The organism is Rhodococcus sp. UNC23MFCrub1.1 (genome assembly GCF_000686025.1).
GTDB lineage: Bacteria > Actinomycetota > Actinomycetes > Mycobacteriales > Mycobacteriaceae > Rhodococcoides.
Window position 1 is genome coordinate 277,196 of the sequence record NZ_JMLQ01000002.1, and the last position, 14,535, is coordinate 291,730.

Genomic DNA, 14,535 nt, shown 5'->3' on the forward strand with positions numbered 1-14,535 from the left:
CAGGAGGCGGCGACGACTGCTGGTCCGGGCCACGCCCCACGGCTCGGGAAGAGAGACACATTAATAGTTGTTTACCTCAGGTATCTATCTATATAGTTGCAGACAGCAAGTAAACGAGTTCGAGGAGAGATCGCCGTGGCCGTCCACACCGAGACAGCAGAGCTGCTGATGGAAGAAGTCTTCCGCTTCGGCCGCGCACTGCGCGTGGCCGTGTCGACGGGGGACGACCGCACCGAGTTGCCGGCCGCCCTGGTCGGCGTACTGGGAACGCTCGCCACCCACGGCGAGTGCCGACAGTCCGAACTGGCGAACGCCATGTGCACCAGCCAGTCCGTGCTCAGCCGTCAGCTCGCCGAGCTGGTGGACGCCGGCCACGTCGTGCGTACTCCCGATCCCGACGACGGACGTGCCACCCGGGTTCGGGTGTCCGACGCCGGACTCGCCTGCTTGGACCGCATCAAGGAGCACCGAGTCGCACGGTTGTCCCGCATGTTGGGGGACTGGGACGAGGACCAGGCGAATGCCGCCCTCGACTCCATCCGTCGACTCACGTCCACCTTCACCGACGAGGCGCAGGCCCGGCACTCCGGCCAGCGCATCCTCTCGCATAACTGAGAATAGGAAGAACCACAGACATGACCGTCACACACGACACTCCGCCCTCCCGGGTGAGTGACACCGATCAGCTCTCGGCTCCCGCCGAGGCCGCCGCGGACTCGACCCCGATGACGCACCGGCAGATCCTCGAGGCCCTGATCGGTCTGCTCGCCGGGCTCTTCACCGCCCTGCTCAGCACGACCATCGTCTCGACCGCCCTGCCCACCATCATCGGCGACCTGAAGGGCTCGCAGACCGCGTACGCATGGGTCATCACGACGGCACTGCTCGCCAACGCGGCCTCGACGCCGATCTGGGGCAAGCTCGCCGACCTCTTCAACAAGAAGCTGCTGGTCCAGAGCTCACTCGTCATCTTCGTCATCGGCTCCGTCATGGCCGGCCTCGCGCACAACGTGCCGATCCTGCTCGCCGCTCGCGTGGTGCAGGGCATCGGCATGGGTGGTCTGACCGCACTCGTCGTCGCCATCATCGGCAGCATCGTGTCTCCTCGTGAGCGCGGTCGCTACTCCGGCTACATGGGCGCCGTCATGGCCGTCTCGATGTCCGGCGGCCCGATCCTCGGCGGCGTCATCGTCGACAGCCCCCTCGGGTGGCGCTGGTGCTTCTTCGTCTGCATCCCGCTCGCCGTCATCGCTCTGCTGCTGCTGCAGCGCACGCTGCACATCACCACCGAGCGCAAGGACGACGTCTCCATCGACTGGCTCGGCGCGCTTCTCCTCACCGCCGGTGTGTCCGTGCTGCTCATCTGGGTCTCGTTCGCCGGCAAGGCCGGGTACTACGACTGGATCTCCCGTGAGACCGCGATGTACGTCGGCGGCGGTGTCGCTCTGCTGATCCTCACCGTCCTCGTCGAGGCGAAGGTCAAGAGCCCGATCATCCCGCTCAAGATCGTCACCGAGCGCACCACCGGACTCGCCATCATCGCCTCCGTCGCCGTGGGTGTCGGCCTGTTCGGCGCCACCACCTTCCTGGGTCAGTACTTCCAGACCGCTCGTGGCTACTCGCCCACCGCGGCAGGTCTGCTCTCCATCCCGCTCGTCGCCGGCATGCTCGTCTCGTCGGTCGGCTCGGGTCAGCTGATCTCCCGCTTCGGCAAGTGGAAGCCCTTCATCGTCACCGGTTCCTTCCTGCTGGTCATCGGCTTCGGACTGCTCGGAACTCTCGATCACGCCACCAACCTGTGGCTCGTGGGCGTCTTCATCGCCATCGTCGGCCTCGGTACCGGCATGCTGATGCAGAACCTGGTGCTGGCCGTGCAGAACACCGTGAGCGTGCAGAACATCGGTGCGGCATCGTCCACCGTCGCGTTCTTCCGGACGTTCGGTGGCGCCATCGGCGTCTCGGTTCTGGGATCGGTCCTCGCCACCCGCGTCGCCGACAACTCGGCCTCCGGACTCGCCGCCCTCGGTGTCCCAGCCGGCTCCAACGGCGGCGGCACCCTGGACATCGGATCGCTGCCCGACCCGATCGCCGCGGTCATCCGTACCGCCTACGGTGACGCCACCGGACGCATCTTCCTGATCGCCGGGTTCGTTGCACTGGTCACCGTGCTCGCGGTGCTGTTCATCCCGAACCGCCCGCTGCGCACCACGATCGACCTGAAGCCTCAGGGTGAGCAGGCCGTGCCCGTCGAGGACTCGGACGTGCAGGGCGAGACCGCCGTGGACATGCAGAAGGACGAGGCTCGCACCGACACCGCGGACACCACCGAGATCGCACCGGTGACCGCTCCCGTCGGCAAGCACGAGGCCGCGGAGGGCTCCGCACCGTTCGACGGACTGAGCACCGATGCCCGCGACCGGCTGCTGTCGCTGCTGCTGCCCAAGCCCGCGGAGACCCTCGACGCACTCGAGGAGGCCGAGGTGCTGCGCGCCGAGGTCGCCGAGCTCCAGCAGGAACTCGACTCCAAGATGCTGAGCTTCGACGCCGTGTGCGAACGACTGCGCCGGTTGGGTCTCAGCGAGGACCAGATCGCTCGCGTTCTCGGTGACGTCCACGTGCCGGACGTGCACTCGCGATTCGACGCCTCGCACAACTAGTTCGACGACGACAGAGCGGACGCACCCGATTCGGGTGCGTCCGCTCTCTCGTGCGTGGGGTGCACGGGTTCCGTGATGTGCACACCCCTTCTATCCGGCGGACGAGGGTGTGCGGCGCGGGAACCTGTGTGCGCGAGCGCTCATCGGCTCAGTGCGTACTCCCGCAGCTGCTCCACGACGAACGCGTGATCGTCGCGGTGCGGTAGACCCGAGACGCCCGCGTACCCGACGACTCCGACGCCGTCCACCCGCAGCGGCAGCACTCCACCCGCGGCGGCGTGCCTCTCGGCGGGCAGGCGCGACTGCGAATCGAAGTCGCGGCCGGTGGCGGTGAAGAACTCGAGCACGCCCAGCGAGCTCCGCCCGTACCTCGTGGCGGTGTTGGTCTTGCGGGTCAACCAGTCGTCGCTCTCCGGATACGACCCCGGCAGAGCTGTGTGGAACGCCCGCTGGTGGCCGTGCACGACGCCGATGACGAGGGGGAGCCGACGCGTCGCCGCGGCCTCGCGCATCCGGCAACCGAGAGCCCAGGCGTCGTCCAGGTCGAACGAGGCGAAGCTGACCGCGGTCTCGTCGGCGATCACCGCGGCGAGTTCCGGGGTGCTCATGCGGTAGACGAGGCGAGCCAGATGTTCAGACCGCCGTCGACGGCGTACTCGTCGATGTCGGCGAGATCCTGATCGCTGAAGGGCGGGCTGTCGAGGGCTGCGACGCTGTCCGCGATCTGCGACGGCCGGGACGCACCGACGAGCACCGAGGAGACCTGTCGGCGACGCAGCACCCAGGCCAGCGCCATGTGCGCCAGCGACTGTCCGCGCCGCTCGGCGATGCCGTTCAGTGCCGCGACGTTGCCGAGGTTCTCCTCCGACAGCATGCCGTCACGCAGGGTCTTGCCCTGAGTCGCGCGGGATCCCTCGGGGATGCCGTCGAGATACTTGGTCGTCAGCAGACCCTGCGCCAGGGCAGAGAACGCGATGCAGCCGATGCCCTCCGCGTCCAGCACGTCCAGAAGTGACGGAACTCCCTGCTCCACCCAGCGATTGAGCAACGAGTACGACGGCTGATGGATGGCCAGCGGCGTGCCGAGATCCCGGAGAAGAGCTGCCATCTCGACGGTCCGCTCCGCGGAGTAGGACGAGATGCCCGCGTACCGTGCCTTGCCCGAGCGCACCGCGGTGTCGAGTGCACGGGCCGTCTCCTCGAGCGGGGTGTTCGGATCGAACCGGTGGCTGTAGAAGATGTCGACGTAGTCGAGCCGCAGACTGGTCAGCGAGTGGTCGAGGCTGCCCAGCAGGTACTTCGCACCACCGCCGCGGCCGTACGGTCCGGGGAAGAAGTCGTATCCCGCTTTCGTGGAGACGACGATCTCATCGCGGAGTGTCGCGAAGTCCTCGGCCAGGATGCGGCCGACGTTCTTCTCCGCGGAGCCCATCGGCGGGCCGTAGCCGTTCGCGAGGTCGAAGTGGGTGATGCCCAGATCGAATGCGCTGCGGATGATCTCGCGCTGTTTTTGCAGTGGCGTGTCGTCGCCGAAGTTGTGCCACATACCGAGTGACACGGCAGGCAGCAGGAGGCCCGAGGTCCCGACGGGCCGGTAGGCCATCGAGTCGTAGCGGGTCGACGCCGGGGTGTAGGCGTCACGGAGCAGGGAGGGCATGAAGGAGGGCTCCTATCGGGTGAGGGAGAGGTCTTTCAGAAGGGCGATCTGGGTGTCGTCCTCGAGGGCGGACCCGACGGCGACGACGTCGGCGCCGGCGGCGAGATAGTCGGGGGCGTTGCGGGCGTTCATGCCGCCCGTCGCGACGAAGCGCATCGCGGGGAAGGGGCCCTTCATCGCGGCGAACCAGCCGGCGCCCAGGACGGATGCGGGAAACGCTTTGACCCATCCGAGCCCGAACGCGGCCGCTGCCTGGACGTCGGTCCCGGTGGCGACACCGGGAAGGTGCGGCATACCGGCGTCGATGCTCGCCCGCGCGACGGCGGGGTCGAAGCCGGGAGCCACCGTGAAGGCGGCACCCGCCTGCTGTGCCGTCCGCACGAGGTCGGGAGTGACCACCGTCCCCGCCCCGACGGTCATGCCGCGCTCGGCTCCCGCACTCACCACCGCGGCCAGGGCGTCCACCGCGGCGGCGGACTGCACCGGCACCTCGATGCAGGTGATGCCGGCGTCCCAGCCGCGCTGGGCGAGCGCGACCGACCGCGCGGGGGAGAACCCCCGCAGAATGGCCATCACGGGTCGCGACGAGAACGCGTCGTCGAACCAGTCGTTCACGGTCTCCATCCGAGCTCCTTCGACACGTTGTCGGTGACTGCCCGGAGGTCGGGCAGCAGTTTCTGCAGGGCGGCGAGGTCCGCGCGCCCCTTCAGCGAGGTGATGGACACCGCCGCGACGACGCGATCACTCGCGTCTCGCACGGGCATCGCCACACAGTTGACGTAGTCCTCGTACTCGGCGTCGTCCACCGACCAGCCGCGCTCGGCGACGACTCGCAGTTCCTCGTCGAACTGCTGCCGCGAGGTGATGGTGGTGGCCGTGTGTCGCGAGAAGTCCGCGCCGTCGAGCACGGCATCGACCACCTCGGGGTCCTGGAATGCCAGTACCGCCTTGCTGACGCCGGCCGTGTGAAGGCACACGGGAGCGCCGATCTGGGAGAACAGCTTGATCATGCCGGGTTGTTCGATCTTGTCGACGTAGATGATGCGGCCGCCGTCCAACTGAGCGAGATGCACTGTGTGCGAGCATTGTTCACCCAGTCCGACCAGATACGGGCGAGCGGTGTTCGCGAGGTCGAACTGGTCACGCGCAGCGTGAGCCAGCCCGGCGATGCGGTACCCGACGCCGTACTTCCCGTCGGCCCGCTTGCGGGTCAGGCCGTGGTCGGTGAGGGTCTGCAGCACCCGCAGTGCCGTCGACCGGTGGATGTCGAGATGCGCCGCGACCTCGCTCTGGGTCCGCGGCTGGACGGCGACGAACTCCAGGATCTCGACCGCTCGTTCCACGCTCTGCGACATCGTTCACGCTCCTTCGACTGTGGGGCTCGTGCCGTCAGGCATCGAGCGCTGCTGCGGGGACGAAGTCGGTGGTGCTCGACAACGCTCTCGAGGCGAGATCGTGCCCCATGGACAGCCTGCCGTGTGCGTCCTTGCCTGCACGCAGTCCGGACAGGTATCCCGCCGCGAACGCGTCACCGGCCCCGACCACCTCGACCACCTCGACGGTGTGCGCCGGTACGAAGACGTCGCCCGACAGGGTGAACTCCGTGGCACCGACGTCGCTGTCCTTGATCACCACCGTTCCCGACGTTCCGACGAGGGAGGCGATCGACCGGGCGTCCTCGGTGCCCCACAGGTCGGCAGCCTCGTCGCGGCCGACGAAGACGATGTCGGCGCGTCGGGCCAGATCGAGCAGGATCGGCGCGGCCCGCTCACGCGACCAGACGCCGGGCCGGTAGTTCACGTCGAACGACAGGATCGTCGACGTGCCGGCGCAGAGGTCGAACAGTCGATCCGTCATTGCCGCACACGTCGGCGACAGCCCCGCGGTGATACCGGACGTGTGGACGACGTCGGTCCGATGCAACGGCAGTCCGTCCAGAGTCGCCGGGGACATGCGCGACGCAGCAGAGCCCCGCCGGTAGTAGTGGACGGTGGTGACACCGTCGTCCGGGTCCTTGAAGTACACGCCGGTGGGCGCGTCCTCGCGGACGGTGACGTGGGAGGTGTCGACGCCGTGGGACGCGATGGCGTCGACGATGCGACGGCCGAGCGGGTCGGCACCCACCGCGCTGGCCCACGACACCTCGTGTCCCAGTTCGGCCAGGTAGAGAGCGACGGTCGATTCGGCCCCGCCCATGTGCAGGGTGAACAGATCCGCCGTGTGGAGTGGGGTGGCGTCGACCGGTGCGACGAGCGTCATCGTCTCTCCGATGCAGAGGAACTCAGGCATCGACGCTCTCCTTCGGGGCGCGGGTGCGACTCTTCTTCAGGCCGGCACGCAGGTACGGGCCGACGACGGCCAGCGCGCTCAGCATGAGCAGACCGACGGCGATACCGCTGGTGTAGATGCTCGCGGCGCCGTCGATGAGGAACGCCCGACGGATGTTGCTCTCGGCCAGCGGACCCAGGATCAAGCCCAGGACGAGCGGACCTGCCGGAAAACCGTTGCGTCGCAACACCAGTCCGAGTAGCCCGAAGACGAGCATGAGTCCGACGTCGAATGCGCTGTTCTGCACCGCGTAGGTCCCGACCATGCAGAAGGTGATGATGACGGCCCACAGGTACTGCTGCGGGAGGTCGAGCAGCTTCACCACGCCGCGCATCCGGACGAGTGCGAGAGCGAGTGCACCGAACGTCGCGAGCAGCATGATCGCCGCGAGGCTGTAGACCAGGTCGGGGGAGTCGACGAACAGGGCCGGGCCCGGCTGCAGGCCCCAGATGACCATCGACCCGATCATGACCGCCATCACCGCGTCGCCTGGAACACCCAGTGCCAGTGTGGTGGTGACCGATCCGCCCATGGTGGCCGTGCTGGCGGTGTCCGCGGCCGCCAGGCCCTCGAGTGAGCCCTTCCCGAACTTCTCGGGATGCTTGGACGCCCGCCGAGCCTGGTCCCACGAGACGATTCCGGCGATGTCGCCGCCCGCCGCGGGGACCACACCGACCACCGACCCGACGCCGGATCCGATGAGTGCCGGCTTGAGAAGCTCACGGCGCTCCGCCTTGGTCGGCCACCACTTTCCGAGCTGTGTGATCGGTGCGGGGAGTAGACCGGGGCGGCGGCAGATCATCTGATTGAACACCTCGGCGATGCCGAACAAGCCGACGATCGCCGCGATGAAAGGTATGCCGGAGCTCAGTTCGTTCAGTCCGAAGGTGAAGCGGCCGTCGCCGGTGATGGGATCGCGGCCGATGGCCCCGAGTCCGAGGCCGAGGATGCCGGCGAACAGACCCTTCACGACGCGCCCACCCGAGACGCCGATCATCATCGTCATGCCGAACACCACGAGGGCGAACATCTCGGCCGGCCCGAACCGGAGTGCCACACTCGCGATGGGTTGTGCGGCGAAGACGAGGATGCAGATGCCCACCACGGATCCGATGGCGGACACGAGCGCCGAGCTCGTCAGTGCGATCCCGGCCCGCCCCTGCTTGGCCATCGGGAACCCGTCGAAGGTGGTGGCGATCGACGCCGGGGTGCCGGGCGTGTTGATGAGGATGGACGGCACCCGATCGCCGAACTGGGCGGCGACGTAGATCGACAGGAGGACCGAGAGGCCCTGCAGCGGTTCGAGAGTGAGCGTGAAGCCGGCCGCGAGTGCGACTGCCATCGCCGCGGTGATGCCCGGCACGGCACCGACGAGTGTGCCGAGCAGGATGCCGATGAGAAGGCACAGCCCGATGCTGGGGTCGAGGAGGGCGCTCAGTCCCTCGCTGACGGCGCTCACAGCGGCACCTGCAGGAGCATGCCGAAGATCACCCAGAGAACCGCCGTGGTGACCACCGGGAACACGAGGAGCGCCTTGATTCCTCGGCCGCCGAAGATCGCGACGAGCGCGGCGAGCAGCACCACGGTGACGACCCGGAAGTCGAGGTACTGCCAGGCGGTGCCGTAGACGACGATGACCAGCAGCGTCGCGGTGAGGGCGACACCGCCCGATCGGGTCATCGCGGCCTCGTCGGAGACGATGCGTCCCGTGAAGGCCTGCACGACGAGGACGAGTCCTGCGATCACCATCGAGATCGCGAGCGCGGTGGGCCACCAGCGCGGACCGAAGGCCTGCCCCTCGCGGGCGAGATCGATGTTCCGTGCGGCGACGAACAGGGCGCCGCCGACGAGGGCCACGACGACGCCGATGACCGCTTCGTAGGTGCGGCTCGTGTGCCGCACGTCCTCCTCGGAGGAGTCGCCCGGGATCGTCACGGACGAATCCGTCAGGTCGTGCGTCGTCATTCCTGTGCCGCCAGATCCGCGAATCGATCCGACTCGGATCCGACGAAGGTGGTGGTCTCGTCCGCGGAGCGGTACAGCGGCAGGTTGCCGCCGGACTCGATCAGATCGATGTACTCGTCTGTCGCGGAGGCGCTTTCGATGGCGTCCTCGATGCGGGTGGCCACGCCGTCGGGCAGGCCGGTCGGCGCCGCGATGACGGCCCAACTGCCGATCACCACGTCCTGACCGAGCTCGGTGGCGGTGGGGACTCCCGGCAGCGCGGGGGCGGGCTCCTCGGTGAAGACGGCGAGAACGCGGAGTCGCCCGTCGGCATGAGCGGGTGCCGTCTCTCCGATCCCGGCGACGACGGCATCGACCTGGGAGCCCACGGCCGCGGTGACCGCGGGTGCGCCGCCGTCGAAGGGGACTCCCGTGAACTCGACACCGGCGACCCTGCCGAGTTCGACGGCGCCTGCTTCCCAGATGCTTCCGGGTCCGGCGTTCGACACGGTGATGCCGCCCGGATCGGCCTGTGCGGCGGCGAGGAGGTCGTCGAGAGTCTGATACGGGCTGTTCGCCGGCACTGCGATGGTGCCGGGCTGGGAGTTGACCTGTCCGAGGAAGTCGTAGGACGCCGGATCGATCGAGTAGCCCTGATGACCGAGCAGGCTCACCTCGACCGGGAGAACACCGATGGTGTATCCGTCGGGATCCTGATCGGCGAGGTACTGCATGCCGATGGATCCTGCTCCGCCCGGTCGGTTCTCGACGATCACACTGACACCGAGGGATTCCTCCATCTGCCGGCCCAGTGTGCGCGCGGTGAGGTCGGTCGCGCCGCCCGCTGCGGTCGGCGTCAGCAGGGTGATGTTGCCGGTGGGGAAGTCCTCGCCGGACTCGGCGCCGCCGGACGATCGATCCGCGCAGCCCGCCGCGACGCCGGCGATCAGGGTCGCTGCTGCCACGACGCCGAGCGCCCGGTGCGAGGAACGAGAGGGTGAGATGCGCACGCATGCCTCCAGGATGGGATTGTGTTGCACTGTCTGCAACACGGTTGCTGAGAGTGCACTCACCATAACCCATATGTGAGCCAGTGCATACCAATTGTCCGTTTGTGATCGAGGCGTCGTCGACGCGGCGGTACCCGCGCGGCGGGCACGACGAGTGCACCCCTTCCGTCGAGCCGGAAGGGGTGTGTGGCGCCGAAACCTGTGCGCGCAGTGGCAATGGGGCACTGCGCACCGGTTCCGCGACGTGCACACCCCCTGCAGTCGGCGGAGGGGCGCGCGTACCGCGGAAGCCCGCGCAGATGCGACCTACTGCACCGTCACGGGCATGCTCGCGTACCCGCTCGCACCGTCGGGAACGGTGTCGACGCGCACGTCCGTCTGCACCTCACCGGTGCCGTCGGTGGCCCGAGCCTCGATGCGGTGCTGGCCGGAAGTGGCGGTCCAGGCGTACGACCATTGGCGCCAGGTGTCGCGCGAGTACTCGTCGGAGAGGGTGGTCTCGGTCCAGGGGCCGTCGTCGACGCGGACCTCGACACGGGAGATGCCTCGATGCTGGGCCCACGCGACGCCGGCGATCATCACCGTGCCCGCCTGGACGTCCTTGCTGCCGACGGGGGTGTCGATACGGCAGGCTGTCTTGATCGGTCCGCGCTCGGACCATCCGCGGTCGGTCCAGTACGCGCGAGCCTGGCTGAACTTGGTCACCTCGAGGTCGGTGACCCACTTGGTCGCCGAGACGTAGCCGTACAGGCCGGGGACGACGAGGCGCGCCGGATAGCCGTGCTCGATCGGCAGCGGCTCCCCGTTCATGGCGACGGCGAGCATGGCGTCGCGCCCGTCCATGAGGACGTCCAGCGGGGTGCCGGCCGTGAAGTCGTCGTGCGACGAGGACAGCACCATGTCGGCCGATGCCTGCGGACGTGCTTCCGCCAGAATGTCTTTCAGGGCGTAGCCGGTCCACGTGGCGTTGCCGACGAGGTCGCCGCCGATGGGGTTGGACACGCAGGTGAGCGTCACCATCCGTTCGATGGACACACGCTGTTCGAGATCGGCCAGCGTCAGCGTCATCTCGTTGTCCACCATGCCGTGGATGCGCAGACTCCAGTCCTGCGAGTTCACCCGCGGCACCACGAGAGCGGTGTCGATCCGGTAGAACTCGGCGTTCGACGTGACGTACGGGGACAGGCCGGGCAGCCGGAGATCCGCGGCGGCGGGCACGGGCGGCGCCGGGCTGTCGGGCACCGGGACGGTGAAGGCGTTGCGGTCCTGCGTGACCGCCCGCGTGGAGGCGCCGAGCACCCGTCCCGCGGCGCCGGTCGCGACGGCCGCGGCAGCGCTGATCCCGGCGAGCATCACGAAGCGTCGACGGGAGAACCCCTCCGACGCGTCCGGGTCCGCGCGCTCGACGAGCGACCGTAGGACGAGGACGCCGACCGCGACGCCGACGACGGTGGGGAGCGCTGCGATCGATCCACTGCCGGAGCGCGAGATCGCCGCCAGGACCCCGAGTACGCCGAGAACCACGAACAGTGCCGATCCGATGGGTCGCCGAGCACGTTCGAGGATGCCTGCTCCGGCGGCGAGGAGGGCGATGACGACACCCATACCGATGAAGAGGGCGAGCTTGTCGGAGGTGCCGAACGTGTCGATGGCCCACTCGCGGACGCCTGCGGGGGTGTTGTCCACCGCGGCCGACCCCACAGCGACGATCGGTGACGAGTCCGGGCCGACCACGGCGGCGAGGAGTTCACCGACACCGAGCACGAGGGCGGCCGAGAGGATTCCGGACAGGGCCCTGCGCATCACGTTCACTGTGTCACTCTAGTCGCGCGAGCACCGTGTCCGAATAGTCGTTTCCGAAGGTGCCGTGGGGATCCACTCGCTCGCGTTCGGCCACGACGTCGTCGAAGCGCGGGTACAGCGAACGAAGTGTGCCCGCGGTGAGGGAGTGCAGCTTGCCCCAGTGCGGTCGTCCACCGACATCACGAGCGATCGCCTCCACCGCGTCGAAGTACCCACCCACCGGCCGCCGGTGGTACTGGTGGACCGCGACGTAGGCGGTGTCACGGCCGTGCGCGGTGGACAACCAGACGTCGTCGGCGGCGGCGCAGCGGACCTCGACCGGGAAGGTCACGCGGTAACCGGTCCGCGCGATCCAGGCCTCGATCGCGCGGATCACGCTCGGCACGGACTCGGGCGGCACCGCGTACTCCATCTCGCGGAAGCGGACCCGACGGGAGGACGCGAACACGGACGAGCTGCGATCGGTGAACGTGCGACCCGACCAGGCCGCCGCCGACACCGTGTTCACCCTCGGGATGATGGACGGGATTCGCGTCGTCACGCGATTGATCACCTCGAAGGCGCTGTTGGACAACAGTTCGTCGTCGATCCAGGACGACACGCGGCCCACGGGAGACAGTGGCGTGTCGGCGGGCAGCCGCGTGTTGCGCTTGGTCAGCACCCGATCCGTGTGCGGGAACCAGTAGAACTCCGGATGGTCGACGTCGCGCATGTCGTCGGGGAAACGCTCGAGTGCCTCGCCGAGGCGACCCGGGGTCTCCTCGGCGTGCAGCGCGAAGGCCGGAACGCACCGCATCGTCACGGCGGTCAGGATCCCGAACGCCCCGAGGCCGAGTCGCGCGCACTCGAACAGCGGCCCGTCCGACACCGTGACCTCCGTGCCGTCGGCGAGCACCAGTCGCGCCCCGACCACGTGGGCGGACAGCCCGGCGAACCGCGCCCCGGTGCCGTGCGTGCCGGTCGAGATCGCACCCGCGAGTGTCTGCACGTCGATGTCGCCCATGTTGGTCAGCGCCAGCCCGCGGGCGTGCAGGAGATCGTTCAGGGTGTGCAGCCGCGTTCCGGCGCGCACGGTGACGTCGGTGGTGCCGTCCGGTCCCGCGGCCACACCCTCGATGCCCGTCAGATGGTCGAGCGCCACCAGGACGCCGTCCGTCAGCGCGGCGCCGGTGAACGAATGGCCTGCTCCGACCGCGTGGACCCGGCCCTGCGCGCGCACGACGACGTCCCGGATCTCGTCGGCGCTGTGCGGTCTCACGATCGACGCGGGCCGTGCGCGCTGGTTTCCCGCCCAGTTCGTCCATTCGGTCATGGATGGATACAAGTACTGGACAACCGTCCAGGTCAACCCCCTAGACTTCGACCATGACCGTGCGCCTCCCCGCCGATCTCCGGCGTTCGCAGCTGATCGAGGCCGGGCTCACCGTGGCAGCGGAGGCGGGGATCGCCGCCGTCACCGTGCGCGCCGTCGCCGAACACGCGGAGGTCTCGCTCGGCGTCGTCCACTACTGCTTCGAGAACAAGGAAGCGCTCGTCACGGCCATGGGCGAGGCGTTGGTCCAGGAGCTCGGCGCCGCCGTCGGCACGGCCCTGCACGCTGCCGCCGCCGACGGTCGGCGGGACTGCGCCGGCCCCCGTGCGCTGCGCGAGATACTGCACCGCGGCGTGGCCGCACTCTGGTCGGTCATCGAGAGCACGGCCGACCGGCAGCTGCTCACCTACGAGATCACCGCCTACTCGGTGCGCTCCGCGGGAGCCGGACCCGGCATCGGCACGTTGCAGTACCGCGTCATGGACACCGAGACGGAGAGCTTCCTCGAGGCGGCGGCCGAGGCATCACGGATGCGGTGGACCGAACCGATGGCGTCGTTGACGCGTTCCGCACTGGCGACCATCGACGGGGTGGTTCTCCGGTGGCTCGTCGACCAGGACACTCTCGCCGTCATCGCGGAACTCGACGACCTGGCCGCGCGCATCGCGGCGAAGGCGGTGCCGTCGTGACCGTGCTCGATCGGCTCGGTGCCGCGACGGCAGAGCTCGACCCGCCGCTGCTCGCGATCGACGAGGAGTCGCTCGAGGCCAACCTCGCGGATCTGGTGCGACGGGCCGGCGGTACGCCCATCCGTCTCGCGTCGAAATCCGTCCGTATCCGCGGTGTCCTCGAGCGTGCGCTGGCCGTTCGGGGGTTCGCGGGCGTCATGGCCTACTCGCTGCGAGAGGCGTTGTGGCTGAACGAGGTACCGGACATCCTCGTCGGCTATCCGACCGTGGATCGACAGGCGCTCGCCACCCTGGCCGCTGACGCCGACGCGTGCCGCCGCATCACTCTCATGATCGACTCGCGAGCACACCTCGACGTGATCGACGCCGCCGGTCCGTGGGCAGCTCCGGTGCGGGTGTGTCTCGACGTCGACGCGTCGCTCCGCATCGGACCCGCTCACATCGGCGTTCGTCGGTCGCCGCTACGTCGTCCGGCCGAGGTGGCCGCGCTGGCGCGGGAGGCGGTCCGGCGCGGCGCGTCCGTCGTCGGCGTGATGTTCTACGAGGCGCAGATCGCGGGGCTGCCCGATTCCGGACGAGCGGTGCGGTGGATGAAGCGGAAGTCGGCGTCCGAGTTGGCCTTCCGGCGACGCGCCGTGATCGATGCCGTGCAGGACGAGGTGGGCGTACTCGAGATCGTGAACAGTGGCGGCACCGGGTCGATCGAGGTGTCGGCTGCGGATCCGGCGGTGACCGAGGTGACGGCGGGCTCCGGCTTGTTCGCGCCGACGCTGTTCGATCGCTACGACGCGTTCACTGCACGACCGGCGCTGTTCTTCGCACTCCCCGTCGTCCGCACGCCGACGCGGACCATCGCGACAGCGTTCTCGGGTGGGTACATCGCCTCGGGACCGACGGGGGCCTCTCGTGTGCCGTCACTGATCGGACGCGGGGCGTTGATCCGCACCGAGGGGGCTGGGGAGGTCCAGACGCCGGTGGCGGGATCCGGTGCGGCGGTGGGGGATCGGCTGTGGTTCCGGCACGCCAAGGCCGGTGAGGTGTGCGAGCGCTTCACCGAGGCGCACCTCGTGTCCGCGGACGGTTCCCGCACGACACTGCCCACCTACCGCGGTGAGGGCCGGGCCTTCGGCTGACC

The 14,535-nt window shown here is 68.8% G+C and carries 14 protein-coding genes; 4 read left to right on the forward strand and 10 right to left on the reverse strand.

What is annotated here, in order from left to right; translation table 11 throughout:
- Positions 1–135: 135 nt before the first annotated feature.
- Positions 136–615: a MarR family winged helix-turn-helix transcriptional regulator gene (locus tag BR07_RS0106180; RefSeq protein ID WP_027504681.1), complete on the forward strand. Its 480-nt coding sequence runs from the start codon at positions 136–138 to the stop codon at positions 613–615.
- Between the two features lie 110 nt (positions 616–725).
- Positions 726–2,657, forward strand: a complete 1,932-nt coding sequence (locus BR07_RS0106185; RefSeq protein ID WP_027504682.1) for an MDR family MFS transporter — start codon at positions 726–728, stop codon at positions 2,655–2,657.
- A gap of 140 nt (positions 2,658–2,797) precedes the next feature.
- On the opposite strand, the gene BR07_RS0106195 is transcribed toward BR07_RS0106185, so the two are convergent.
- The 10 genes from BR07_RS0106195 to BR07_RS0106240 form a co-directional block, all read right to left on the reverse strand.
- Positions 2,798–3,265, reverse strand: coding sequence for a heme-binding protein (locus tag BR07_RS0106195; RefSeq protein ID WP_027504683.1), 468 nt, complete (start codon positions 3,263–3,265; stop codon positions 2,798–2,800).
- Positions 3,262–4,314 (reverse strand): L-glyceraldehyde 3-phosphate reductase, encoded by a 1,053-nt coding sequence (gene mgrA / locus BR07_RS0106200; RefSeq protein WP_027504684.1) that lies wholly within the window; start codon positions 4,312–4,314, stop codon positions 3,262–3,264. The genes BR07_RS0106195 and mgrA overlap by 4 nt, the downstream gene beginning before the upstream one ends.
- Positions 4,315–4,326: 12 nt before the next feature.
- Positions 4,327–4,938, reverse strand: a complete 612-nt coding sequence (locus BR07_RS0106205; RefSeq protein WP_027504685.1) for a bifunctional 4-hydroxy-2-oxoglutarate aldolase/2-dehydro-3-deoxy-phosphogluconate aldolase — start codon at positions 4,936–4,938, stop codon at positions 4,327–4,329.
- Positions 4,926–5,669 (reverse strand): IclR family transcriptional regulator, encoded by a 744-nt coding sequence (locus BR07_RS0106210; protein ID WP_027504686.1) that lies wholly within the window; start codon positions 5,667–5,669, stop codon positions 4,926–4,928. The genes BR07_RS0106205 and BR07_RS0106210 overlap by 13 nt, the downstream gene beginning before the upstream one ends.
- Before the next feature lie 34 nt (positions 5,670–5,703).
- Positions 5,704–6,603, reverse strand: coding sequence for a sugar kinase (locus BR07_RS0106215; RefSeq protein WP_027504687.1), 900 nt, complete (start codon positions 6,601–6,603; stop codon positions 5,704–5,706).
- Entirely contained in the window at positions 6,596–8,101 is a 1,506-nt protein-coding gene (locus BR07_RS0106220) for a tripartite tricarboxylate transporter permease (protein WP_027504688.1), read from the reverse strand. Before BR07_RS0106220 ends, BR07_RS0106215 begins: the two co-directional genes overlap by 8 nt.
- Positions 8,098–8,607 (reverse strand): tripartite tricarboxylate transporter TctB family protein, encoded by a 510-nt coding sequence (locus BR07_RS0106225; RefSeq protein ID WP_027504689.1) that lies wholly within the window; start codon positions 8,605–8,607, stop codon positions 8,098–8,100. Before BR07_RS0106225 ends, BR07_RS0106220 begins: the two co-directional genes overlap by 4 nt.
- Positions 8,604–9,638, reverse strand: coding sequence for a tripartite tricarboxylate transporter substrate binding protein (locus BR07_RS0106230; RefSeq protein WP_231476220.1), 1,035 nt, complete (start codon positions 9,636–9,638; stop codon positions 8,604–8,606). Before BR07_RS0106230 ends, BR07_RS0106225 begins: the two co-directional genes overlap by 4 nt.
- A gap of 264 nt (positions 9,639–9,902) precedes the next feature.
- On the reverse strand, positions 9,903–11,399 hold the full coding sequence (locus BR07_RS0106235) for a molybdopterin-dependent oxidoreductase (RefSeq protein ID WP_197027739.1): 1,497 nt from the start codon (positions 11,397–11,399) through the stop codon (positions 9,903–9,905).
- Between the two features lie 13 nt (positions 11,400–11,412).
- Positions 11,413–12,711, reverse strand: a complete 1,299-nt coding sequence (locus tag BR07_RS0106240) for a D-arabinono-1,4-lactone oxidase (protein WP_027504692.1) — start codon at positions 12,709–12,711, stop codon at positions 11,413–11,415.
- 53 nt (positions 12,712–12,764) lie between these two features.
- Between BR07_RS0106240 and BR07_RS0106245 the strand changes: the two genes are divergently transcribed.
- Positions 12,765–13,400, forward strand: coding sequence for a TetR/AcrR family transcriptional regulator (locus BR07_RS0106245; protein WP_027504693.1), 636 nt, complete (start codon positions 12,765–12,767; stop codon positions 13,398–13,400).
- Entirely contained in the window at positions 13,397–14,533 is a 1,137-nt protein-coding gene (locus BR07_RS0106250) for an alanine racemase (RefSeq protein ID WP_027504694.1), read from the forward strand. Before BR07_RS0106245 ends, BR07_RS0106250 begins: the two co-directional genes overlap by 4 nt.
- The last annotated feature ends 2 nt before the right edge of the window (positions 14,534–14,535 follow it).

Coding starts and splice junctions, on each gene's coding strand:
- BR07_RS0106185 (WP_027504682.1), top strand. CDS start 726: ATGACGCACCGGCAGATCCTCGAGGCCCTGATCGGTCTGCTCGCCGGG.
- BR07_RS0106195 (WP_027504683.1), bottom strand. CDS start 3,265: ATGAGCACCCCGGAACTCGCCGCGGTGATCGCCGACGAGACCGCGGTC.
- mgrA (WP_027504684.1), bottom strand. CDS start 4,314: ATGCCCTCCCTGCTCCGTGACGCCTACACCCCGGCGTCGACCCGCTAC.
- BR07_RS0106205 (WP_027504685.1), bottom strand. CDS start 4,938: ATGGAGACCGTGAACGACTGGTTCGACGACGCGTTCTCGTCGCGACCC.
- BR07_RS0106210 (WP_027504686.1), bottom strand. CDS start 5,669: ATGTCGCAGAGCGTGGAACGAGCGGTCGAGATCCTGGAGTTCGTCGCC.
- BR07_RS0106215 (WP_027504687.1), bottom strand. CDS start 6,603: ATGCCTGAGTTCCTCTGCATCGGAGAGACGATGACGCTCGTCGCACCG.
- BR07_RS0106225 (WP_027504689.1), bottom strand. CDS start 8,607: ATGACGACGCACGACCTGACGGATTCGTCCGTGACGATCCCGGGCGAC.
- BR07_RS0106235 (WP_197027739.1), bottom strand. CDS start 11,399: ATGCGCAGGGCCCTGTCCGGAATCCTCTCGGCCGCCCTCGTGCTCGGT.
- BR07_RS0106240 (WP_027504692.1), bottom strand. CDS start 12,711: ATGACCGAATGGACGAACTGGGCGGGAAACCAGCGCGCACGGCCCGCG.
- BR07_RS0106245 (WP_027504693.1), top strand. CDS start 12,765: ATGACCGTGCGCCTCCCCGCCGATCTCCGGCGTTCGCAGCTGATCGAG.